We start from the raw sequence: 23,215 nt of genomic DNA on the forward strand, positions 1-23,215 counted from the left end.
GGTAAGGGGTCGCGGACGACATGAAAAAAATAAGCGGGCGCTTATGGTTATTAACGCTGGTTATCTTGGTCTCGGTAGTGGCCTTTCTCCCATCGTATCAGCCGACGTATCAGGCTTTGCCAAGCTGGATGAAGGGAGTCCTCCCGAACAAGGGTATTACCTTGGGGTTGGATCTGCAGGGCGGCATCCACATGGTCCTGGAGGTCGACGAGGACCGTGCGGTGGAGATCGCGGTGGACCGTTCCGTCACGGCGCTGCAAGATCTCGTTGCCGAAAAGAAAGTGGCGGCCGATTCCATCAAGCGAACCGAGCATGATCGAATCACGGTTCAGTTACAAAATTCAGACGCAAAGGCTGCGGCTCAAAAGCTAGCCGACAACTTCCCTATTTTTGTCGAGAAGGAGTCGGCGGGATCGACCAATACCGTCGTGTGGGAGCTTCGTGAGGCGGAAGCCAAGAGAATTAAGGATTCGGCGATCAATCAAGCCCTGGAAACCATCCGAAATCGGATCGATCAATTCGGAGTCGCGGAGCCGATCGTTCAGCGGCAGGGGTTGAAGCAAATCGTCGTTCAGCTGCCTGGTGTCAAGGATCCAAAACGAGCCAAGGATCTGATCAAGGAGACGGCGTTGCTCGAATTCAAAATGTTGGATGAAGACATCCACCTGGATCTACCGGCGCGTGTTCCGAAAGACAAAGAAGCCGAGGTGATCCAGCAGTTTGCAGGAAAAATGCCGGAAGGTGACCAGATCTTATTCGAACGAATGGTCGATAAGGACACCGGGCTTGAGTTTCGCATTCCCTATGTCGTCAAAAAACGGGTCATGCTGACCGGTGATGTGCTGAGCGATGCGCGTGTGGCCATCGGTCAATTCAACGATTCGTATGTGTCCATCACATTTGACTCCAAAGGGGGGCAGGAATTCGAACGAATTACAGGCGAGAACGTCAAGAAGCGTATGGCCGTCGTCCTCGATAACACCATCTACTCGGCGCCTGTTATCCAAGAACGTATCTCAGGGGGACGTGCGCAGATTACCGGAACCTTCACCACGCAGGAGGCCAATGATTTGGCGATTGTCCTACGCGCCGGCGCCTTACCCGCTCCATTGAAGATCGTCCAAGATCTCACGGTCGGACCATCGCTTGGACAAGATTCCATCGACAAGGGCGTCAGGGCGACCCTCATCGCAGGGGCGATGGTGGTGATTTTCATGATCGTGTATTACCGCCTCTCCGGGCTTATCGCCGATTTTGCGCTGGTGCTGAACCTTGTCTGCCTCATGGGCGCACTGTCCGCGTTGACCGCCACGTTAACGCTCCCCGGCATCGCCGGTATCGTGCTGACGATCGGAATGGGAGTCGACTCGAACGTCCTGATTTTTGAGCGCATTCGTGAAGAACTCCGTGGCGGAAAGGCCGTACGATCGGCAATCGATGCGGGTTACGACAAAGCGTTACTGACGATCGTCGACTCACACGTCACGACGTTGATCACAGGAGTTGCTTTGTTCCTCTTCGGGACCGGGCCCATCAAAGGGTTTGCCGTGACGTTGTGTCTTGGTATCGCCATCAACCTCTTCACGGCGTTGGTCGGGACAAAAGTCATTTTTGATCTGTTGTATCATCGACAAAAAGTCGAAGCGCTGAGCATCTAGCCATGAAACCGACGATGATCAGTCTTCAGGGGAAGGCCCAAAGCGATCAAAAGGGAGCGCGCATGTTAGAGATTCTCGGGAAGACCAACATTGACTTCATGGGCAAGCGCAAGTTCTCGTTTCTCCTTTCAGGGATTATGGTCTTGCTCGGTCTCATCGCTCTCGTGCAGATTGCCCGAGGCGCGGCTAATTTGGGCATCGACTTCGCGGGAGGGACGGCTGTTCAACTCAAGTTCGAACAGCAGGTCCGGATCGATGAAGCCCGCAAGGCCCTGGAAACCAACGGCTTGAGTGATGCGGAGTTGCAGGAATTTGGACTAGACAACAAGCTCCTCATTCGGGTGAAGGCTTCCACGACGATCGAAGAGAAGACCGCGGATCGTGTGGTGGGAATCTTCGCCAAAGAGTTCCCTGCCAATAAATTCGTGGTCGACTCCACCACTGAGATCGGACCGACCATCGGGAAGAAGCTTCAGGAAGATGCGCTCGTCGCAATCGTCATCTCATTTGCGGGCATTATCCTGTACATTGCGGCGCGATTCGAGCTCCGGTTCGGCGTCGCCGCCGCGTTGTCGACGTTTCATGACGTCTTGGCCGTGGTCGGGGCTTTCTACCTCTTGGACAAAGAAATTACCCTCCTGATCGTGACCGCGCTCTTGACGCTGGCGGGATATTCCTTGACCGACACCGTCGTGGTGTTTGATCGGATCAGAGAAAATCTGATGTTGCGGCGTCGAGAAAGCGAAGAAGCGACGATCAACGCCGCCATCAATCAGGTGTTGAGCCGTACCATTGTGACCAGCTCAACCGTGGTGCTCGTTCTTATCCCGTTGACCGTGGCAGGCGGGGAAGTTCTGCACGATTTCTCACTTGCCCTGCTCTGGGGTGTGATTGTCGGCACCTATTCCTCGGTATTCGTTGCCAGCCCACTACTGCTCTTGTGGCCGGGAGCGCCAGGTCGACTCTTGAAACGCAGCTGAGCGAATGGTGGAATAGAGCGTTGAGCGTCCGTCCCGTGCTGCCGGTGGTGAGCGGTGCATTGAGCCCGCCACACCGTCGACTTATCACGCGAACGCGTTCTCACAAGGAAACACCGTCCCACGTCTCGGTGGTGTAGCCATGGCACTCTGGAGCCGTTCTCACAGTCTCCAGCAGAAGATCATCACAGCGATCGTGATGGTCGGTCTCTTGCCGCTTACGCTTCTGCTTGCCCTCATCTATATAGAAGAGCGACGAGCCTTGCGAGAGTCGACGGGGGCGAATTTTAAAGAAGTGGCCGTCGAAGCCGCCCGTCGGATCGAAATACACATTACGCGAGGCATGAACGAAGCCCAACAACTGGCGACAACACCCTTCCTTCGCACCGCCGTCTCAGAGGCCAACCGAACGTACGAGGGCAAAGACGCGCAAAGTATTTCAGAAATCCTCAAGGACTGGCAACAGCGGTGGGGGCAGCGCGACAAGCGAAGCGAATTTCCGCTCTTCGTCAACCGGATTGTGACGAACTACTTGATTCGATGGCACGAGATTCGACAGTCGGACTATCTCGGCATTTTGATCACCGACGGACAGGGGGCCTTGGTCGTCAGTTCAATCCCCCAAGTGGAGTATTCCTACGCCAAGACCGGCTGGTGGCAGGCTCTGGTAAAAGGCGGCAGCCGGCAGCCGTACGTGAGTGAAATTGCTTTCGACCCATCGTTCGGGACTCACGTGGTCGCCGTAGCTGCTCCGATCCTGGACGATCAACGCCGAGCTGTGATCGGAGCCGTGACGATCCTGCTTCGGCGGGACACCTTGTTCCAGTCCATCGCCGAGGGCTCCTTCGGCATGACAGGCCACGCCATGCTGTTCGCCTCAGACGGGGGTGTGGTGATGTGCCCGGTCCTTGCACCCGAGGCCCATTCGATCGATGCCGAGTTGCTCAGTACGCTGGGGGCTCTGAAATCAGGATGGACGGTGGCCCTCGACGATTCTCACGGAAACAAGCACGCCCTGGTCGGATTTGCGCCGGTGCGGTTTACCGATCAACTTGCGGCAGGCAGTCTCGGCGGAAAACGGTGGATTACACTGGTGCGTCAGGAAGCGGCGGAAACGTTCGCTCCGTTGGGTGAGCTGATGACCAAGATGCTGTTGTTCGGCTCTGTGGTACTGATGGGGCTGGGGGGAATCGGAGTCATCGTCGCCCGCCGGATCGCGAGGCCGATTCGGCTGTTGCACGAAGGAGTGCAGCAGATCGGGAGCGGTCGCTTGGAGCAGCGGGTGGAGTTGAAGACCGGCGATGAAATCGAGGGGCTTGCCCAGGCCTTCAATCAGATGGCGTTCAATCTGCAACGTTCGTTCGGACAGCTGGAACAACGGATAACGGAGGTCCGGCAGTTAGAGGAGAAATATCGCGATTTGATCGAACATGCTCCGGAAATGATCTGTCAACTCGATCGCGGCGGTCGACTGGTGCACGTCAATAAGACCGGCCTCGACAAACTCGGATATACCCACGATGAGATGCTCGGCATGAAGCTATGGGATTGTGTTCCCAACGGACAGGAATTGAACGTATTGCACTTCCTGGAACGGCTTGTGTCACAGGGGCAAAGCTCGATGGAAACAGTGTTGTTGGCCAAGGATGGCCGGTTGATGGATGTGGAGGTTCATGGGACGGCACTGTTCGATCAAGCGCGAGGCGGGCTGATTCACTCGCGTGCGTTCGTTCGAGATGTGACCGAACGGCGTCGGTTGGAGCAGCAGATACAGCGGTATACCGTGGGATTGGAACAGGCGGTGTCGGAGCGTACGCAGCAGCTGACGGTCTCGCAAGCCCGCTACAAGGCCTTGTTCGACTTCGTGGCCGATTCTGTTTTTATGGTGAGTGCAACGGGGTCCATCGTTGCCGTCAATGAACGGGAAGAGCGGGTGCTCGGTTATGCCGAGTCGAAGATCGTCGGGAAGAACTTTCTCGACATCGTACCGGACGCGTACCACCGGGCTTTCACGGGTTGGTTGTGCGATGTCAGTACGGAGCAACGGCAGGTCGTCACTCAGGAGATGACCGTGTACCACGCCGATCGCGATGAGATTCCCGTGGAAATGGACTTGATCCGCGTGGGTGGGACCGAACCATTGCTTGTGATGGTGCAGCTTCGCGATATTACCGATCGGAAGAAGCTCGAGCGCCAACTCCAATCATACCGAGAAGATCTCGAGCTGAAAGTTCGGGAGCGCACCAGAGAAATCGAAGAGACCAAGCAGTACTTGGAAAATTTGCTCGAGAATGCCAACGACGTCATCTATACACTCGATCTGGATCAACAGTTCACCTATGTCAACGGCAAGGTCAATGCCTGGGGGTATCGCAAAGATGATTTGATCGGTCGGCCATATCTCTCGCTCCTTTCACGGCGTCATCGGGGACGGCGTCTCAAGAGCACATTAGATATCGGAGCCAAGCAGGTGTACGAGGTCGAAGTCGTGACTCGGCTGGGTGAAGTGCGTGCCGTCATGGTCAGTGTCTCTCCTCTTCAAGGGGTTGACGGGGAAATCCTTGGAGTGCTCGGCATCGCGCGTGACATGACGGAGACCAAGAAGCTGGAGCGACAGATTCGTCATGCGGAAAAACTGGCCTCAATCGGCCAATTGGCGGCTGGGGTGGCCCATGAAATCAACAATCCATTGGGGGGAATCCTCAATTGTCTCTACAACCTTCGAAAAGGTCCCCTCTCCCCGGCACGTCAAGAGGAATACTGGGTTTCCATGGAACATGGCGTTCGACGTGTTCAAAAAATCGTTCGGCAGTTGCTTGATTTTTCACAGCAGCACGAACCGGCATTCAGCCCGGCCGATATCAATCGAATCGTCGATCAGGTCCTGGGACTGACCACCCATCTCTTTGTTCCCAATCGGATTCGCTTGGAAACCGTTCCTGGGGATGGCTTGCCCAACGTGATGGTTGATCGGCATATGATCGAACAGGTCTTGATGAACTTGATCTTGAACGCCGTGCAAGCCATGAAAAACGGCGGAGTGCTGACGATCAGAACATCCGTGGCCGAGGGCGTCTGCCGGGTTGAGGTGAACGATACGGGTTCGGGCATTCCTGCATCCGTCCTCCCACGGGTCTTTGATCCCTTCTTCACGACCAAAGGGGAAGGGGAGGGGACAGGACTGGGTCTTTCGGTCAATCTCGGCATCGTGGAACGTCATGGCGGGAAAATTTTGGTCGAGAGCGAGGTCGGAAAGGGAACGACCTTCACATTGTGCCTGCCCGTGTCACGAGAACGTACCTTTGCGGAGAAGGAGGCATGAAAGGGTTGACTATTCTGGTGGTCGACGATGAGCCTTTGATGCGGCTTTCCATGATGGATGCATTGGAGGCTGTCGGTTGCGATGTCCGGGCGGTACCGACCGGTACGGAAGGGGTCGACGCGATCCGAGAGAAGACATTTGATGTGGTGATCACCGACCTCCGGTTACCGGGTGTGGATGGGCTGACCGTGCTCCAGACGGCCAAAGACAATGAGTCCCAGACCGAGGTGCTCGTGATTACCGCACATGGATCGGTCGAAACAGCTGTTGAAGCCATGAAACTGGGAGCATTTGACTACATCACGAAGCCCTTCCAGATGGAGGAATTGCTCCTGATCGTCGAGCGGGTCAGCGGCATGATCACACTCCGTCGCGAAAATCAGGATCTCAAACACCAGCTCGAAGACAAGTTCTGTTTCAACGGCATTTTAGGGGCGAACAGTCAGATGCGCGCCGTGCTGGACAAGATCAAGCTCGTGGCTGAGACCGATTCCACCGTCCTGATCGTCGGGGAGAGCGGGACGGGCAAGGAACTTGTCGCCAATGCGCTGCATCAGAACAGTTCGCGAAAAGGGTATCCGCTGATCAAAGTCAGCTGCGCCGCGTTGCCGGAGACGTTGCTGGAAGCGGAACTCTTCGGTCACGAGAAAGGCGCCTTTACTGGTGCCCTGCGTCAGCGTCGGGGGCGATTCGAAATGGCGAATCGAGGGACCTTGTTCCTGGATGAAATCGGCGAAATCTCGCCTGTGGTGCAGGTGAAGCTCTTACGTGTCCTGCAGGAGCGTACTTTCGAACGGGTGGGGAGCAATGAGCCTATGGAAACGGATGTGCGGCTCGTGTGCGCCACGCAGAAAGACTTGCGCAAAGAGGTGGCTCAGGGCCGGTTCCGTGAAGACCTCTTTTACCGCCTCAACGTCGTGCCGGTCGTCGTTCCACCGCTCAGGCAACGGCAAGAGGACATTATGGTGATTGCCGATCATGTCCTCGAAACATGCTCGCTGAAGCTGAACAAACAGCTGCGCGGGTTTTCCCAGCAGGCGCGTGAATTGTTGCTTCGTTATTCGTATCCAGGGAATGTGCGGGAGTTAGAAAATATGGTCGAGCGGGCTGTGGCTCTCGGTCGAGATCGTGCCGCGGTTCAACCGGCCGACCTCTGTGGATTTCAAGCTTGCCCATTCTTGGGGGGCGTCCCACAGGAATCCTGCGGCTTCTGTAGCGAAGGTTTGACCGGAGGGAAAAAGAAGAAAGATGCGACCCTGACATCGCTTGCTGCCGCGCGAGAACGATTTGAGAAGGACTACATTGTCTCCGTATTGGAACGTGTCGATGGAAGCCGCACGACAGCCTCCAGAATCTTGGGACTGTCCAGAAAAGCTCTTTGGGAAAAATGCAAACGCTATGGTATTCCGTCGGCACACGGCGACGCTGAGGATGAAAGCTGAAGGCCGCTCATCCCCATACCGACGAGATTCCAAGTTGTCGCCTGGTCGTGGGGGAGGGCCGTCGTGTTAAAGGATGTCACGTACTTGATGTAGGAGGAATCATGAATGTTTGGCGCCAAGTCATTCTTATCTCGTGGGGTGTCGTTCTCCTAGCGGGAGCCGTGTCTGCAGCTGAACCGGCAGAAGTGGAGAAGTTCGTCAACGCCCGAATCGAGATCGGTGAGATGATGACGAACTATTTCAAAGATGGCCAGAGCTATGGGGAGGGGCAGCGCCCGTCCCAGGAGCAAATGCGACAAATGGGAGCAGACATCACCGCCAAGCTCACCGCGCTTCTCGCCAAGTACGATCTGACGCTCGATGAATATCGCAAGCGCAGCCCGGAGGTGTTTGCGGATGATGCGGCGGTCAAGCGCTATCTCAACGAGCATCCGGACCTCAAACAACGCTACGAGGCGCTTCCACTCGACCGAATGGGGCGGGGCGGCAGTACCGGGCGGGGGTATTAGGTCCGATGGCATCGTCTTCTCAGGCCGAAACCGCTCAATTTTCCGGTGGTGATCCCTTCTGAGGAACTCCCAGAGAGAAGGCTGCATACCCATGGAATACACACACCTTGGCCGGTCCGGAGTGAAAGTCAGCCGACTCTGTCTAGGCACGATGAATTTCGGTCCGCAGACGAACGAGCCGGACAGCTTCGCACTGATGGATCGGGCATTGGATCTCGGCATCAATTTTTTTGATACGGCGAATGTGTACGGCTGGAAACTCGGTGAAGGCTGGACAGAGCAGATCATCGGACGTTGGTTCGCACAAGAGGGAGGCCGTCGGGATAAGGTGGTGCTGGCTACGAAAGTGTACGGTCGCATGGGCGAATGGCCGAATCAGTCACGCCTCTCGGCCGTACACATCAAACGAGCTTGCGAGGACAGTCTCCGACGGTTGAAGACCGACTGGATAGATGTGTATCAAATGCATCATGTCGATCGGGAAACACCGTGGGAAGAAATCTGGCAAGCGATGGAACAGTTAGTCAGGGAAGGCAAGGTGGTGTATGTGGGCAGCAGCAATTTCGCCGGTTGGCACTTGGCCCAAGCTCAGGAAGCCGCACGGAGCCGTAACTTTTTGGGGCTGGTGTCGGAACAAAGCCTTTATAACCTCAATGAGCGTACCATTGAACTGGAAGTCATCCCTGCCTGTGAGGCCTACGGCATCGGTCTCATCCCATGGAGTCCCCTGGGAAGGGGCCTCTTGGCCGGTGTCCTTCAGTCAGACAACATTGGTCGGCGCGCGGACGCGGATCTGAAACAAGCGGTGATCAAGTCCCGTCCCAAATTGGAAGCTTACGAGGGGCTGTGCGCACGGATTGGTGAAAGACCGGCGAATGTCGCACTTGCCTGGCTATTGCATCAACGGGCAGTTACTTCACCTATTATCGGACCTCGCACCATGGAACAGCTGGAGGGGGCTATGAAGGCACTCAGTCTTTCTCTCAGTAGCGACATCTTGAAGCAACTGGACGAACTCTTTCCTGGGCCCGGTGGAACTGCGCCGGAGTCCTATGCCTGGTAGGTCACTCATCTTTTGTTTCAGCTTCTTCTTCCAACATGATGAGTATCCGATTTCATCCTACCTTCACAGCGTCCTCTTCGGCGACCTCGCATAAAGGATACGGTTGTGCCTGTGGCCGACCATTCGGCTCTGGATTTGAGAAATTGGTCCCTAGATCTTTGTCCTATTTGATGGAGCCGTCTTTCTTCATCTAAGCTCTTGACAGATACGAAACCTCGCTCCTGACGCTGAGAGCAACCATCCACAGAAAAGTCTTGAACCTGTGGATAGTGACCCGAACGGTGGCAATAGTCAGTGGATGGCGGGCAGTGATCATATGATGTCAAGCAGATTTTTCTAGGTATACGTGAAAATATACAGAAGTATCACGTAGACCACTATTACTGGTGGTCCTGCCGATATGGAGCGGATGCCTAAAAAATAGGCGATCCGATGAATAAGTACGCCATTCGCACCATCTTTCCAGCACAAAGCGACTTGCCCACATGGTTATCCACAGAAGATGGGGAGTGGGAATTTTCATGCCAGGTTCGCAGATAATTCGTATTCCATGGGAAAAGTTTTATCGGATCTCTGGAAGCTCTCATTCGGTTCTGAGGTCAAAAGCTACTAAAGTCGGGACGACGAGAAGGAAAATACGGAGAGGGGGGACAAAACAGTTGTCATGCGTAAGGCGGAGTATGCCCCGGCTTCCACTTGATGCTGCAGCCGATGCTTGGTCGCTGGGTACCGCCGATAGGCTTGCCGACGAGCACGGCTTGGATGGCAGTGCGGAGATCACGGCCGGTCACAGGCTTATTATTACCGGGACGACTCTCATCCAATTGTCCACGATACACCAGCCGCCTGTCACGATCGAAGAGGTAGAAGTCCGGAGTGCAGGCGGCGCGATAGGCTTTCGCAACCTCCTGCGTTTCGTCGTGACAGAAGGGAAAGGTAAAGTTCAAACGTAAGGCCATTTCTTTGAGCTTGGGCGGGGCGTCGTCGGGATACCCGATAGGGTCATTGCTGCTGATGGCGATGATCCCCAAACCCGTGTCTCTATAGTCGAGCCCGATCTTGGCGAGCTCCTGCTCGACATGGACCACGTAGGGACAGTGCCGGCAGATGAACATCACCAAGAGCGCGGTCTTATCGGCAAATGATTCGAGTGAATAGGTCTGCCCGCTCACCACGTCACGCAGTGAGAAGCGCGGTGCGGCTGTTCCCACTGGGAGCATGGCGGATGATGTTGCCACAGGGACACCTCCTTTGTGATGCTAGAAGATGGCGCATCTTCGTAGTTGCGTCAAGTGGCTGCGAGGGGGGCTGTTTTTTTCTCCATAACTGAGTGAGAGGATATGCTGCCGCACATCTCTTGGTGGTGTGGGCAAGCCATGACAGAGATGAGTTGTCCCGTTGACGAAAGGAGGACGAACATGCGGATTGTCCAGCTGTTGGTGCTGCTGATGCTGGCGTTTCCGGCTGTGACGCAGGCGCATGATGAGACGAAGCCCGACACGCCGACCCTTACGGTCAGCGAAACCGGAACGATGACGCACGCGCCGGATACGGCTTACGTGACATTCGGTTTGGACAGTCCCGGTAAAGTACTCGCCGAGGCGCAGAGGCGGAACAGCGCCGCCATGAGCAACGTCATGGATCGGCTGCGGGAGTTACAGATCGGCAAGGAGCGGATACAAACCTCGTCCTTTACGGTCACCCCCCAGTATCGGCCGCCGGCTAAACGTTCGGCTGATGCGCCGTCTGCTCCGCCGGAAATCATCGGGTATGTCGTCAACAACATGGTGACGGTGGAAATCCGCGCCCTCGACGGAGTCGGCACGGTAATTGAGGAGGTCTTGAAGGCCGGTGCGAACAGCTTTCAGGGGTTGCATTGGGGGTTGCGCGACGAACAACCGGCACGGCTGAGCGCATTGAAACAGGCCGCGGCTAAGGCGCGTGAGAGAGCGGCAGCCCTGAGCGAGGCGCTGCACGTGAAACTCGTGCGGATTGTATCGGTCAATGAGGGTGGCCATATGATCAGGCCTGTCTCTCCCGTGGCACGCATGGCGATGGATGCGGGCGCAGGCGAGGTGCCGATCTCGCCGGGGGAGCTGAAGGTTGAGGCAACAGTGACGCTCGTCTACGAAATCGCTCCGAACTGAGGTGTATTCTCGTGAATAAGCAGAAACTGCTCGCCAAGGCATTGGCCGGCTCAAAAAATCTGCGGTTCACCGAAGCCGTCGCGCTCGCGAAAGCGTTCGGTTATCGTTTGGCGAGGACCAAAGGAAGCCATCACATTTTCGTTCATCCTAAAATCAAGGAACTGATCAACCTTCAAGAAGTCGGAGGCAAGGCAAAGCCGTATCAAGTACGTCAGTTGCTGGATATCGTGGAACGGTATAATCTACTGCTGGAATTGGGAGATGAGCCATGAAGGATTATCACATCAACATCTTCTACAGCGACGCCGACAAGGGCTACATCGCCGACATTCCTGATCTCGAAGCCTGCTCCGCTTTCGGCAAAACTCCGGCAGAGGCGCTCAGGCATGCGCAGCTGGCCAAGAAGGCTTGGGTGGAAGCAGCCCGTGCCGAAGGCAAACCGATTCCTCGTCCACGGTACCGGCCTGTGATTTATCAGACCGGCTCATGATCGTTTCCATGAACGTTGAAGAGTTGGATCCCGAGCTGTGTGCTTGGCGAGAGCGACACGACACTCCCACCAAGGTGGCGTCTACTCCTGAATTCGACACCGTCTAGGCCGTCTTTCCCTATTCAGATCTTCTAGGGTCTCATGGCCAAGCAGCAGGATTGGAGTCCGCTCCAGCCTTCAGCTCTGGTGGCGATGCCTCTTCCGGCTCTTCGCCAGCCGGTTGACTGATAACTTGACTAATACTTGACTCATCTACTCTGCTCCATCCTCCTGCACCGTTGTCATAGAGACATTCTCTTGTTTCTGAGAATCAGTAACTGAAGGCCAATGACTTCTTTCGATGAAAACGGTATTCTTCGGCCCCATTCGGAACGGTATCTGGACGAGAAGTTCTCTATGGAGCAAGCACCTTCCATTGTTTCCTCACTCATCGAACGGTTTGAGGGCCAGCGGGAGGCCTACAAAAGTCAGGGCTATAACGAGACACAACTGCGCCGTGAGTTTCTCGATCCCTTCTTCGAGGCTCTCGGTTGGGACGTAGCCAACAAGCAGAGTCATGCTGAAGCCTACAAGGATGTCATCCATGAAGATGCGATCAAGATCGGCGGCAACACCAAAGCGCCCGACTACTGTTTTCGCATCGGCGGCGCACGAAAATTCTTCCTTGAAGCGAAAAAACCCTCCATCAATATCAAGGATGAACCCAGCCCCGCCTATCAGCTGCGCCGCTATGCCTGGTCGGCCAAGCTGCCGCTGTCGATTCTGACGGACTTTGAAGAATTTGCCGTCTACGACTGCAGGACTCGCCCCAATCCGTCCGACAAACCCAGCGCCGGACGCATTCTCTATCTCACCTATCAGGACTATCTCGCCCAATGGGATCAGCTTGCCTCCATCTTTGCCAAGGAGGCGGTGCTCAAGGGTTCCTTCGACAAATACGCCGTCACGGACCGGAAACGCGGGACGGCCACCGTCGATGCGGAATTTCTGAGGGAAATCGAAACCTGGCGAGACGCGCTGGCCAAGAATCTCGCGCTCCGCAATCCCAGGCTCACCGTCCACGAGCTGAATTTTTCCGTCCAGCGCACCATCGACCGGCTGATTTTCCTCCGCATCGCGGAAGACCGGGGCATCGAACCCTATGCCCAACTGCAATCGCTGCTCAGCGGCCAGAATATCTATAGCCGCCTGCGCTATCTCTACAACCAGGCCGACGACCGCTACAACTCCGGCCTGTTTCACTTCCAGGCTGAGAAAGAACGCGCCGAAGCGCCGGACGATCTGACGCCCAGCCTCAAGATCGACGACAAAGTACTGAGAGACATCATCGGGCGGCTGTACTACCCCAGCAGCCCCTACGAATTCTCCGTCTTCCCCACGGAAATTCTCGGCCAGGTCTATGAGCAGTTTCTTGGGAAGGTCATCCGGCTCACCTCCGGGCATCAGGCCAAAATCGAAGAGAAGCCGGAGGTCAAAAAGGCCGGTGGCGTCTACTACACGCCCGCCTACATCGTTGAATACATCGTGAAGCACACCGTAGGGACTCTGTGTGAGGGCAAGACACCCAGGCAGATCGCCAAACTCACGATTCTCGATCCCGCCTGCGGATCGGGATCGTTCCTGATCGGCGCCTATCGCTATCTGCTCAACTATCACCGCGACTGGTACGCGAAAGATGGCCCGGAGAACCACCGCAAGGCACTCTTTCAGGCCGGCAGCGGGGAATGGCGGCTGACGACGCAGGAGAAGAAGCGGATTCTTCTGAACAATATCTACGGCGTGGACATCGACAGCCAGGCCGTCGAAGTCACGAAGCTCAGCTTGCTGTTGAAAGTCTTGGAAGGCGAGAGCGACGAAACGCTGAAACGGCAGCTCTCCTTCGTTCACGAGCGGGCCTTGCCGGACTTGGGACAGAACATCAAGTGCGGCAACAGCCTCATCGGACCGGACTATTTCGCTGGCCAACTCATGCCGGACGACGACGAGATGCGCCGGGTGAATCCCTTCGACTGGAAGGCCGAGTTTCCGGAGATATTCAAGGGGGACGGTCCTTCGACAGGCTCAGGACAAGGCTTCGATGCCGTGATCGGTAATCCACCGTATGTGCGGCAGGAGTCTCTGTCGGCATTAAAAGATTATCTCGCGCAACGCTACGAAGCCTTTGACGGAGTGGCGGATCTCTTCACATACTTCATGGAAAAGAGTGTCAGATTGCTTCGTGAAGGAGGACGCTTCAGCTTTATTGTCTCCAGCAGCTTTCTCCGCACCACCTACGGGGAGGCCTTGCGCCGTACGCTCAAGAAACACGCCGCCGTGCTGGGCATCCTGGACTTTGGCGGACTCGCCGTGTTCGAGAACGCCAAGGACACCTATGTCTGCATTCCGCTCCTGGCGAAAACGAAGCCGCCTCCCCGTATCGAAGTCTCGCGGATACCTTTGCTGGACTTTACGAGTCTTGACGATAGCGCGATCGAGCACCGCTTCACGATCCCGCAAGAGCGTCTCACGGAAAGCGTCTGGTCGTTGAAGTCAGACGAAGAGGCGGCAGTTTTTGAAAAAGTTTTGAATGCCGGAAAACCGCTAGGGGAATATGTGCAGGGCCAGTTCTTTCGCGGTGTAACATCTGGGCTTAATGACGCGTTCATTATCGACTCTGAAACCAGGAAAGCCCTCATTCGAAAGAACAAGGCGAACGAGGAGTTAATAAAACCGCTACTGGGTGGTGAGGATGTTCGACGCTACTTCATTGAAGATCCTGGTACGTGGCTCATTTTTGCCCGGCGAGGTGTTGATGCCGATCGCTATCCGGCTATTCGTGAACATTTGGCCAAATGGAAGGCTGAGCTAACCCCCAAGAAATCTTCAAGCGATAAGGTAGGACGGAAGCCAGGGCGATATGCGTGGTATGAGATTCAAGATGATGTAGCGTACTTCCCAATCTTTGACGGCCCCAAGATCATCTTTCCCGACATCTGCAAGGCGCCACGATTTTTCCTCGATCGCAGCGGCATGTATCTCGCCAATACGGCCTATTGTCTGGGCGTAGACGATCCCTACCTTCTTGGTATTCTCAATAGCCGCTTGTTCTGGTTTGCGATTAGCAACCTAAGCATCCCATTCGGCGTTCGTGCCGGGCAGTATCGCTATCGGCTCATCTACCAATATATGGAGAAGGTGCCGATTCGAATTATTGACTTCAACTCGAAGGCCGATAAGGAAAGGCATTGCCGGATAGTCTCGCTTGTCGAAGGCATGCTGAAGTTGCACCAGCGGCTCACTGATGCCAAGACACCTGCCGACAAAGACCGTTTACAACGTCAGATCGACGCAACCGATGAGGAGATCGACCGGTTGGTCTATGATCTCTACGGCTTAACGGAGGATGAGACCAAGATTGTTGAAGCCGCCTCGGTTGCATCTTCAGCCAAAGTGAAGGAGAATGACAGCCATGAATCAGACACCCAACCAGCCGATCAACCTGGCTCAGGCCGAGGCGCGGCTACAACAGTGGCGCAGCCAGCACAATACTCCAGCGAAGGTGGCGGCGGCTCACAGGAAGGTCTTGCTGGAGCGGGTGAGCCAGTCCATGGCGTTCGAGAACCAGCCGGTCAGTACGGATCGCCTCAAGACCCTGATGGCGAAGCCGAAGGCCAAGGCGAGTTAAGCTCCACGCGCGAATTCGATACGGCCGAAGGCCGCCTCTCCTATTCTGAACTCTCCGAACGTCTCGCGGTCCCACTGGTCGCGATCTGCGACGAGATTCTGCAAGCGCGTCCCGATCAGATTGTCATTACCTCCGAATGGCTTTGCCTCCGGCACAAACGTCTCGCCGGGCATCTCTATCCCGATTGGGCCGGTCGCTTCCGTGACGTGAACGTACAAGTCGGCGTCCATGTCCCGCCGCCGTTCTATGAAGTGCCGATCCATATGCGGCAGTTCTGCGACGATCTGGCCGAGCGTTTGCGGCACGATCCTGGCGCGGCGATCGGAAGCGCAGCGGAGTTTTTCTCCTGGGTTGATTGGCGCTTCCAGTGGATTCACCCGTTCAGGGATTTCAACGGACGGATCGGGCGAGTACTTTTGGCCGCGTTGCTCTATAAACTTGGATTGCCCCACGTCGAAACGGCATCTGCTGACCCAACTGTGCGCCGTGAATATCTCGAAGCCCTGCAAGCTGCAGACGAGGGGAGCCATGGCCCGCTCATAGATCTGTGGATTCGTCGAATCATCGAATCAACATAGCTGCATTTCGTTGACGTGACCTGTCATAAGACTTGGCTGGCGGTGTATGAGTCGAGGATGGGTTTTGGTGCTGCAGGGGTAAACCAATGAAAGCGATTGACCTGTTTGGAGATCTCGAAAAAAGCATTTTGCACATCATCGGTGCTGCGGATTTATACGCAATCCATCTCCTTGCAAGTTCACGGAAAGAGGAGCCCGACACGGAACTCGTTCAAAGCATTCTCGCGGGTAAGCACATCAGTACCGTCACAGTTCTTGGAATGCCATATACTGAAACAGAGAGAAAAGAGTTAGAGGAGAGAAGAATCTTTCGAGGTATTGGAAGCCAAATCGTGCTGGCTACATATACCGCGCTCGAGTCTTATCTGATAAATAAGTTCAGGGAATATTTTCGGTTCCGTTTTAGAGGTGCGGATGATGAGATGGTTGCGAAGGTCTTGGGAAAGTTTTCGTTTCGGAGCTTAAAGGACATAGCAAAACTGTACAAGGACGTTTTAGATATACATCTGCCATGTTTTGAAATTGACATGTATTTCATCGGTGCGAGTTCCTCCTTTAATCCCCAAAGGACGTGGGATGGTATTACGGCTATAGAAAAAGCCAGGCATGATATCGCTCATGAAGGGAAGGCTAAAAATTACAAAATTGGAATTTTGCCTGATGCATGGGAGCCGTTTGAGTTCGTGAGGCGTTGGGTTGGGTTGTTTGACGTGAACTTCGATTCCCTGGTTTATGAAGATAGGCCAACACCTTCTATCCAAGAATATCGAAAACGCGTAGCAATAGTTAAAGAGAACACTCGGTTCCAGAGCTAGGGAAGGTCTGATTAATTCAAAATTCGAGGGAGTCGGTCCCAGGAGGCGCTGGCCATCCGATGAAAAGGTGATGGAGTACACGACTCCGCTGTGGCCCTTCAGAGCCTGGAAGTTTCGCTCCACCGGAGGCGAAAAGCCTCCTCGCAGATGATTTCTGAGGCCTAAAAGAGTATCCTTCGACTTCAGGAGTCCCAAAAAGGATGATGCAACCAGCGGGGAACATAAGGGCAGTTCAAGTTGCCATTGCCGAAATGGTACGGCGCATTGTCGAGCGGTTCCATCCGGAGCGCATCGTTCTCTTTGGATCACATGCCCGTGGGACAGCCGGTCCACATAGCGATGTCGATTTGCTCGTCGTGATGCAGCCGCAGGGTTCCAAACGAAGGCGAGCGGTCGAGATCCATGGATTGCTGGCCGGCATAGGGATTCCCAAGGATGTCATTGTCGTGACTCCTGAAGAATTTGAAGCCTACCGAGACGCGCCAGGCACTGTGATAAGAACAGCGTGGCAAGAGGGGAAGATCTTGCATGACCGTGCGGCCTAAGGACGAAGATCTTGTCCGGGCTTGGATTCTAAAGGCCGAACATGACTTGCTCAACATCGAGAATAATCTCGCTGCGCGGGATATCCCGTGGGATACGGTAAGCTTCCATGCGCAGCAGTGCGCAGAGAAATACCTCAAGGCTCTCCTCGTTTTTCGACAAATCGATCCTCCGAAGATTCATGATCTGACCGAACTCTATGCGCTATTGCCGGAGGGCCTGCTGGGAGATTTCGACGTACGCTTGCTCGGTGAATTGAATCCCTACTCGATTGAAGGGCGATACCCTGGAGTTTGGGAGCCGGTTGAACAGGCAGAGGCAATACGTGCTGTTGAGGCTGCGAGAACGATCCGTCAGGCAATTCGCCGGATACTACCGGGCACCTGTCTCGTCTGAACTATACGGATATTGGAAGAAATGTGTTTGGCGAGTTGTTCTGCCGCTCTGCGGCAGAGCCGTGCGAGGTTACTCTTCCGCTTTCGCTCCGCCTTCCCACAGCTTCACGGTCCGGTCCCAGGAGGCGCTGGCGAGGCGCTTGCCGTCGGAGGAGAAGGTGATGCAGCGTACTCCTCCGCTATGGCCTTTCACGGTCCGGAAGTTTCGTCCGGTGGCCAAGTCCCAAAACTTGATGGTCTGATCGTCGCTCCCGCTGACCAACACTTTCCCGTCCGGGGACACAGCGAGACAGCGGACCCAGTCCTTGTGGCCGGTGAGGATTTTCTTCTCGACAACGGTCGGCATCTCGAAGAGCTTGATGGTGGTGTCTCGGCTGCCGGTAATCAAAAGCTTGGCATCCGGGGTGAAGGTCATGGCGCCGATCCAGTAGTCCATCGGCTTTTGGAATATGCTGTCATCCGTCGCGACGAAGTAGCCGCGGGTTTCAGTGGTATCCTCCTCGTCCTGCCGCCAATGACCATTGTGCAGCACCTTCTCCTCGCCGCTCGGGAGCACCTCCCAAATCTTGATCTTCCCGATATCGGTCCCGCTGGCGAGATGGATACCGTCCGGTGAAAACGCCACGCAAACCGACCAGTGATGGTCGTACTCGTCTTTCCCGAGCAGGGTCATCAACTCGGTCCCGGTGGTAATCTCCCAGATCTTGATGTCTTTGTTGTGGCTGCCGCGCGCGAGCATGAGGCCGTCCGGCGAAAGCGATAGGCAGCAGACATTATGATCGTAGCGTGTGAACAGGAGCTTCATCGGCTCGCCGGTCTTGCCGTTCCATAACCGGATCGTGCGGTCTTCGCTACCGGTGGCGAGGACCTGTCCGTCCGGAGTGAAGACGATGGCGCGAATATCTTGGGTATGACCGCGAAGCGAGCGCAGTAGCCGACCGGTTTCGATGTCCCACATGCGCACGAGGCGTTCGGCGCCGCCGCTGGCGAGTGTTGTCCCATCGGGAGAAAAGGCGACCGCCCAGACTCCGTGCGAATGACCACGGAACGTTTTCACTTCTCGGCAGTCGGTCGTCCAGTACCCTAAGAAATCGACGGAAGGTACAGGCGCAGCCGCCGTCTCAGAGGAGTTGTTCACGAGCGAAGTGGTCATTGTGCGTTCCATCATTGGTAAGGTACTTTCCTTGGTCGCCCGGTCCTTGATTGGGCAACAGCCGGGCCAGTATAATTCCGCTGGTCGTTCGGATCGTAAGAGATGCCTCACAGCCAAGTCAACCCTTCGACCGCCCCATCTGTGGGAGGGAAGATGCGCAGGGTTGACGGTGAGGGTGTGCTCACGGCATCATCGAAGCGCCAAGCCAGGCTCTGATAAACGATGTCGTCGATCGGTCATCATACAGGTTGTCTCACAGTGGTATTCTCAAGCCGCTAAGGGTTCGTCCATGGAAATCAGATTCCAACCGGCTTTGCTCCAGGAAGTGATCGACTCGTTCGTTGAGAAGACGGAACGGGAAGGCGATCCTACGTACTACAAGGAATTCCATGAGCATGCCGACCCGATTTATGAGAAGTTCATTCTCGAAGACCGAGAGGGGGAGTTCAAGAAGCTCTATCAATATCTCTTCGGTATCTGGGGGTTTTCAGATATTGTGCGAGACTCGTTTCACGAGTATCCGCTGTTACGGGAGAAGGTCGGAATCGTCCTGGTCAAGGGTGTGCTGAAGGAGGATCAGGAAGGCGTCGATATCCTCAGGAAATGGGGGGCTGTTGAGAAAGGTTTGGCCCAGGAGTTTGAGGCGAAGGGGATGAAGGGCGTGGGGATCAAGCTGATTCCCCGTCGATTTTACGACCCGGCGCTGACGCGCTATTGTCGCCATGAGCTCATGCACATCTCCGATATGATCGATCCACAGTTCGGTTACGATCCTGATACCAAGGTGGGGCTGAATCCCGGCGAAGAGACGTTGATCTTACAGCGCTATCGTGTGCTCTGGAGTTTGAGCGTGGATAGCCGGCTGGTCACGGCCGGCAAGGAACCCATGCTGAGCAAGGAGGATCGATTCAAGGAATTCCGATCGTGGTACCGAAAGATTCCACCGCCTCAGCTGAAGTCGGTGTTTGAGGGACTCTGGCAGGCTTCGTATTTCACTCACGCCGAGCTGATTGAGATGGCCGGTGACACGCTCCGTGTGATGGATCGGGCTGTGGATGTGGAAGGCGGCGAGGTCCCGGAGACTGAAAATAAGATCATGCTCATGCCGGGCTTCCCTTGCCCGCTCTGTCGGTTTCCCACCTATTCGTGGGTCGAAGATATGGGAACGAAACTGGAGCCGTATGTGCTCGACTTCATCCGTGAGAATCATCCAGGATGGGACGTGGAGTTCGGAGCCTGTGATCGCTGTGTTGAGGTGTATCAGTTGCGTGCCGATGGCGTCATGTAGATGAGGAGGGTGAAAAAGACCGCCGGCTGTGTTCTCGGCTCCCAAGAATCTTCAACGTACCGAACTCGGGAAAGATGCCGCTTCGGCCGCTCGGGACGGGCGAGTGAGATCGGGAAATGAGCTGCTCCGGCAGCTCGGGGCGGGCGGGTGAGAAAAGTGCGCCTGCGGTCCTTGCAGCGCCCGTAGCCTTGCCGAACGACCTTTTTGACCCTCCTCCAAGGAATCCACATCAGTGGCAACCAACCCTTCATATGGCCGGCGAGATTTCTTGAAGGATTCCGTCTTCTCGACCGTCAGAGCCGCGCGCGAACTCGTCAAAGAGGCAGATGGTCTTCAAGCGGAGCCGCCTTCCGCGCCGACGCGTATTGACTGGCTGCGTCCCCCTGGTGCGGTGGGAGAACAACTGTTCCTTGAACGTTGTACAAAGTGCAAGGATTGCGTCACGGCCTGTTCACCCGGCGCGATCGTCGCACATCCGCAGGACGGCACTCCCGTTCTTTTTGCCGATCAATCCCCCTGTCTCCTCTGCGAAGACCTCCCCTGCATCGCAGCATGTGGGACGGACGCGCTCGTGCCCGTCATGGGGATCACTCAAGTCCACATGGGCATCGCCGCGATTTCACACCGATTCTGTACGGCTGGTCAGGGATGTCATGCGTGCGTGTCGAAGTGTCCAACAGACGCCCTTGTGATGGATGTTGCGTCGTTGCATCTTTCCGTGGTGACGGAATCCTGTGTCGGGTGTGGAATGTGTGAGATGATCTGCAAGACCGTCAATGACCATGTTGCGATCCGTGTGATACCGTCAAGGCATTTGGCAAGGATCGATGCGTGATGACGTCACTCCGGAGAGATCGCTCAGCAGAAGATCTCAATTCACAACATCGAACCAATTCGCTCTTGACTTCATACCGCCCTTATTCATATACATACATGGCTCTGTTGCCTAACCTTAGGGGGTAAGGTGAACGAGGCGGCGAGGAGATAATTGCTATGACGAGTCAACAGCCGATGCAAAGCGTATCTGCATCAGCAACCGGCATACTACCGACCTCTTCCACCATCAAGGACTCTCCTGCCGTCGAACGCGCGCTTAGTCGCAGTAAAATCTACTTGCTGATCTCCTGGAGCCTGCTGTACCCCGAGGATGAGGAATTTCTCGATTATCTCCGGTGCGGCGAGTTCGTGGAGGATGGTCGGGCGGCTCTCGATGCATTGGAGGTCGCCCTCGGACCTGACGGCAGCGGGCTGGCGAAGGAAAAGTTGAGTCCGCTCAAGCAACAGTTTGTCCGGGTGGAGAGCCTGATCGCGTCCGAATGTGTGAACTGGCACTTGAGCGATCTACAGTCGGAACATCGTCGCGTCTTCAGTAACGTGATTACGCTCGATTGCCCTCCCTATGAAACTCTGTTCGGGAACGACCATGTGTTTGCGCAATCCCACGTGATGGGCGACATCTCCGGCTTCTACAAAGCCTTCGGAGTCGAATTGTCGAAAGACATTCATGAGCGCCTCGACCACCTCAGCGTGGAATTCGAATTCATGCACTTCCTCGCCTACAAGGAATCCTACTCGCTCTGCCACGATGGGCCGGAGAAGACGCAAATCGTTGTCGATGCGCAGAAGAAGTTCGTGAAGAATCATGTCGGCCGATGGGTGCCGCTGTTCTGTCGTATGCTGACCAAGAAAGCGGACTCCGGTCTCTTCAAATTAGTCGCCGATCTGACCGCTGATTGGATGGAGTTTGAGACGGCCTTCTTGGGCGTGACCCCTCAGCCCTATACGGAAACCGACTATCGTCCGGCGACGTTCAGCTCTCCCGAAGGCCAGACTTACGAATGCGGCGCGCAAGATCAGGGGAACGAATTGACCATGTTGTTGAACGAAGTCGGTGCCCAGTCGTTTATGGATGTGAAAGAGAAAGACAAGGAGAATGAAGAAGGGCATCCATCCGGAACGGCATGAATCGACTTGATAACGGTTTTAGCACAAACAGAGTCCTTATAATAATTCAGAGAAGGGAGTAGCACTATGAGGATAGCGCAGACGACCAACAAGAAATTGGTGTTTGCCATTCTTCTCTCCGCTGTCACCGTCGGCCTGATGCTGACGTTGGGGCGGGTACCGCTGGCCGTCAGTCAACCGGTCACGATACCGGCCAAGACGATCAAGGGCCCGATCCCCATGGACGGCGCCAATCCCATTTGGGAAAGTGTCCCGGGCGTCGTCATTCCGTTGAGTGGTCAGCTCATCACGACACCGATGCATCCGAATATCTCGGTGAAGTCGGTGTTCGTCAAGGCCATGACCAACGGCAAGGACATTGGGTTGCGGATGGAGTGGAGTGATCAAACGAAGAATGACACGGCGATCGGGCCGCAAGACTTTCGAGACCAGGCTGCCGTGATGTTTCCGGTGAACACCGCCGGCGCTCCGCCGTTCCAGTGCATGGGACAGTCCGGGGGGACGACCAATATCTGGCGGTGGAATGCCGAATGGCAGAAGGATCTCGGCAAGGACAGCGCGGGAATCTGGGATGTGGACGATCAGTATCCAGGTATCTTCTGGGATTATTATTTTGAAGAGCCGGCAGGCGGTGTCACCTATCCGGATCGCATCGGTCGAAGCCTAGGGCCATTCAATCCCGGCATCTGGTCCGGGAACATCATGTCTGATCCGACACTTCGTGTGAGTTCAGTGGAGGATCTGAATGCGAACGGGTTCAGTACTCTCACGACACAATCGCACCAGAATGTCATCGGAAATGGGGTCTGGGAGCCGGCGGGGTCCGTCAAAGGTGGAGGCTATACCGGTCCGACATGGCGGGTTGTCGTGAAACGGACGTTGGAGAGCGGCGATGCGAACGATGTGCAGTTCAAGGCAGGAATGTCGGTGCCCATCGCTTTTGCGGTGTGGGATGGTGCCAACGTCGAGCGGAACGGTATGAAGTCGCTTTCGACCTGGTTCACGCTGAAACTGTAGTGGGCGGCATTCGAGCTGATCGCAACCACCGCTACGTTGCGTCATTCTAAAGAGGCCTCGGATCGGGATCCCGGTAAAGGAGGGAACGGTTCGAGGCCTTTTTTCTGAATGATTCGGCACTCGATTAAGTCTCGACGCTTGCAGGATTGCATTTCTCAAAGTGCGGAGGGTATAAGAGAAAATATGTTC

General features: G+C 55.4%; 19 protein-coding genes. 17 read left to right on the forward strand and 2 right to left on the reverse strand.

Annotation, left to right across the window (positions count from 1 at the left end; genetic code table 11):
• The first annotated feature begins 20 nt into the window (after positions 1 to 20).
• The 6 genes from secD (at position 21) to P0120_09315 (ending at position 8,971) form a co-directional block, all read left to right on the forward strand.
• Positions 21 to 1,658, forward strand: a complete 1,638-nt coding sequence (secD, locus tag P0120_09290; protein ID MDF0674509.1) for a protein translocase subunit SecD — start codon at positions 21 to 23, stop codon at positions 1,656 to 1,658.
• A gap of 2 nt (positions 1,659 to 1,660) precedes the next feature.
• Positions 1,661 to 2,638, forward strand: a complete 978-nt coding sequence (secF, locus tag P0120_09295) for a protein translocase subunit SecF (protein MDF0674510.1) — start codon at positions 1,661 to 1,663, stop codon at positions 2,636 to 2,638.
• Between the two features lie 139 nt (positions 2,639 to 2,777).
• The gene (locus P0120_09300; GenBank protein ID MDF0674511.1) at positions 2,778 to 5,957 is read left to right on the forward strand and encodes a PAS domain S-box protein; all 3,180 of its coding nucleotides are present in this window, start codon (positions 2,778 to 2,780) and stop codon (positions 5,955 to 5,957) included.
• Positions 5,954 to 7,399, forward strand: a complete 1,446-nt coding sequence (locus P0120_09305; GenBank protein MDF0674512.1) for a sigma-54 dependent transcriptional regulator — start codon at positions 5,954 to 5,956, stop codon at positions 7,397 to 7,399. Before P0120_09300 ends, P0120_09305 begins: the two co-directional genes overlap by 4 nt.
• Before the next feature lie 101 nt (positions 7,400 to 7,500).
• Entirely contained in the window at positions 7,501 to 7,908 is a 408-nt protein-coding gene (locus P0120_09310) for a hypothetical protein (GenBank protein MDF0674513.1), read from the forward strand.
• Positions 7,909 to 7,999: 91 nt separating this feature from the next.
• The gene (locus P0120_09315) at positions 8,000 to 8,971 is read left to right on the forward strand and encodes an aldo/keto reductase (protein ID MDF0674514.1); all 972 of its coding nucleotides are present in this window, start codon (positions 8,000 to 8,002) and stop codon (positions 8,969 to 8,971) included.
• A 662-nt stretch (positions 8,972 to 9,633) separates the two neighbouring features.
• On the opposite strand, the gene P0120_09320 is transcribed toward P0120_09315, so the two are convergent.
• A complete protein-coding gene (locus P0120_09320; GenBank protein MDF0674515.1) occupies positions 9,634 to 10,209 on the reverse strand; it encodes a thioredoxin family protein in 576 nt (191 codons plus the stop codon).
• Between the two features lie 180 nt (positions 10,210 to 10,389).
• Between P0120_09320 and P0120_09325 the strand changes: the two genes are divergently transcribed.
• The 7 genes from P0120_09325 (at position 10,390) to P0120_09355 (ending at position 17,604) form a co-directional block, all read left to right on the forward strand.
• Positions 10,390 to 11,118, forward strand: coding sequence for an SIMPL domain-containing protein (locus P0120_09325; protein ID MDF0674516.1), 729 nt, complete (start codon positions 10,390 to 10,392; stop codon positions 11,116 to 11,118).
• An 11-nt stretch (positions 11,119 to 11,129) separates the two neighbouring features.
• Positions 11,130 to 11,390: a type II toxin-antitoxin system HicA family toxin gene (locus P0120_09330; protein MDF0674517.1), complete on the forward strand. Its 261-nt coding sequence runs from the start codon at positions 11,130 to 11,132 to the stop codon at positions 11,388 to 11,390.
• Entirely contained in the window at positions 11,387 to 11,608 is a 222-nt protein-coding gene (locus tag P0120_09335; protein ID MDF0674518.1) for a type II toxin-antitoxin system HicB family antitoxin, read from the forward strand. The genes P0120_09330 and P0120_09335 overlap by 4 nt, the downstream gene beginning before the upstream one ends.
• A gap of 327 nt (positions 11,609 to 11,935) precedes the next feature.
• Positions 11,936 to 15,850, forward strand: a complete 3,915-nt coding sequence (locus P0120_09340; protein ID MDF0674519.1) for a Fic family protein — start codon at positions 11,936 to 11,938, stop codon at positions 15,848 to 15,850.
• An 86-nt stretch (positions 15,851 to 15,936) separates the two neighbouring features.
• Positions 15,937 to 16,665, forward strand: a complete 729-nt coding sequence (locus P0120_09345) for a hypothetical protein (protein MDF0674520.1) — start codon at positions 15,937 to 15,939, stop codon at positions 16,663 to 16,665.
• Between the two features lie 200 nt (positions 16,666 to 16,865).
• Entirely contained in the window at positions 16,866 to 17,210 is a 345-nt protein-coding gene (locus tag P0120_09350; GenBank protein MDF0674521.1) for a nucleotidyltransferase domain-containing protein, read from the forward strand.
• Entirely contained in the window at positions 17,194 to 17,604 is a 411-nt protein-coding gene (locus P0120_09355; GenBank protein MDF0674522.1) for a HEPN domain-containing protein, read from the forward strand. The genes P0120_09350 and P0120_09355 overlap by 17 nt, the downstream gene beginning before the upstream one ends.
• Positions 17,605 to 17,673: 69 nt before the next feature.
• Here the strand turns inward: P0120_09355 and P0120_09360 are convergent, their stop codons facing one another.
• Positions 17,674 to 18,756 carry a WD40 repeat domain-containing protein gene (locus tag P0120_09360; GenBank protein MDF0674523.1) on the reverse strand — a complete coding sequence of 361 codons (1,083 nt, stop codon included), beginning with the start codon at positions 18,754 to 18,756 and terminating at the stop codon, positions 17,674 to 17,676.
• 289 nt (positions 18,757 to 19,045) lie between these two features.
• Between P0120_09360 and P0120_09365 the strand changes: the two genes are divergently transcribed.
• The 4 genes from P0120_09365 to P0120_09380 all read left to right on the forward strand — a co-directional run bounded on the left by P0120_09365 (position 19,046) and on the right by P0120_09380 (position 23,026).
• Positions 19,046 to 20,044, forward strand: a complete 999-nt coding sequence (locus P0120_09365) for a hypothetical protein (GenBank protein ID MDF0674524.1) — start codon at positions 19,046 to 19,048, stop codon at positions 20,042 to 20,044.
• A gap of 232 nt (positions 20,045 to 20,276) precedes the next feature.
• Complete coding sequence (locus P0120_09370; GenBank protein MDF0674525.1) at positions 20,277 to 20,879, forward strand: 4Fe-4S ferredoxin; 603 nt, start codon at positions 20,277 to 20,279, stop codon at positions 20,877 to 20,879.
• Positions 20,880 to 21,037: 158 nt separating this feature from the next.
• Positions 21,038 to 22,009 carry a molecular chaperone TorD family protein gene (locus tag P0120_09375; GenBank protein ID MDF0674526.1) on the forward strand — a complete coding sequence of 324 codons (972 nt, stop codon included), beginning with the start codon at positions 21,038 to 21,040 and terminating at the stop codon, positions 22,007 to 22,009.
• A gap of 66 nt (positions 22,010 to 22,075) precedes the next feature.
• A complete protein-coding gene (locus P0120_09380; GenBank protein ID MDF0674527.1) occupies positions 22,076 to 23,026 on the forward strand; it encodes an ethylbenzene dehydrogenase-related protein in 951 nt (316 codons plus the stop codon).
• Positions 23,027 to 23,215 lie beyond the last annotated feature (189 nt).

The sequence above is a fragment of the Nitrospira sp. genome, assembly GCA_029194675.1.
Classification (GTDB): domain Bacteria; phylum Nitrospirota; class Nitrospiria; order Nitrospirales; family Nitrospiraceae; genus Nitrospira_D.

Coding starts and splice junctions, on each gene's coding strand:
- secD (MDF0674509.1), top strand. CDS start 21: ATGAAAAAAATAAGCGGGCGCTTATGGTTATTAACGCTGGTTATCTTG.
- secF (MDF0674510.1), top strand. CDS start 1,661: ATGAAACCGACGATGATCAGTCTTCAGGGGAAGGCCCAAAGCGATCAA.
- P0120_09300 (MDF0674511.1), top strand. CDS start 2,778: ATGGCACTCTGGAGCCGTTCTCACAGTCTCCAGCAGAAGATCATCACA.
- P0120_09305 (MDF0674512.1), top strand. CDS start 5,954: ATGAAAGGGTTGACTATTCTGGTGGTCGACGATGAGCCTTTGATGCGG.
- P0120_09310 (MDF0674513.1), top strand. CDS start 7,501: ATGAATGTTTGGCGCCAAGTCATTCTTATCTCGTGGGGTGTCGTTCTC.
- P0120_09315 (MDF0674514.1), top strand. CDS start 8,000: ATGGAATACACACACCTTGGCCGGTCCGGAGTGAAAGTCAGCCGACTC.
- P0120_09325 (MDF0674516.1), top strand. CDS start 10,390: ATGCGGATTGTCCAGCTGTTGGTGCTGCTGATGCTGGCGTTTCCGGCT.
- P0120_09335 (MDF0674518.1), top strand. CDS start 11,387: ATGAAGGATTATCACATCAACATCTTCTACAGCGACGCCGACAAGGGC.
- P0120_09340 (MDF0674519.1), top strand. CDS start 11,936: ATGACTTCTTTCGATGAAAACGGTATTCTTCGGCCCCATTCGGAACGG.
- P0120_09345 (MDF0674520.1), top strand. CDS start 15,937: ATGAAAGCGATTGACCTGTTTGGAGATCTCGAAAAAAGCATTTTGCAC.
- P0120_09350 (MDF0674521.1), top strand. CDS start 16,866: ATGATGCAACCAGCGGGGAACATAAGGGCAGTTCAAGTTGCCATTGCC.
- P0120_09355 (MDF0674522.1), top strand. CDS start 17,194: ATGACCGTGCGGCCTAAGGACGAAGATCTTGTCCGGGCTTGGATTCTA.
- P0120_09360 (MDF0674523.1), bottom strand. CDS start 18,756: ATGACCACTTCGCTCGTGAACAACTCCTCTGAGACGGCGGCTGCGCCT.
- P0120_09365 (MDF0674524.1), top strand. CDS start 19,046: ATGGAAATCAGATTCCAACCGGCTTTGCTCCAGGAAGTGATCGACTCG.
- P0120_09375 (MDF0674526.1), top strand. CDS start 21,038: ATGACGAGTCAACAGCCGATGCAAAGCGTATCTGCATCAGCAACCGGC.
- P0120_09380 (MDF0674527.1), top strand. CDS start 22,076: ATGAGGATAGCGCAGACGACCAACAAGAAATTGGTGTTTGCCATTCTT.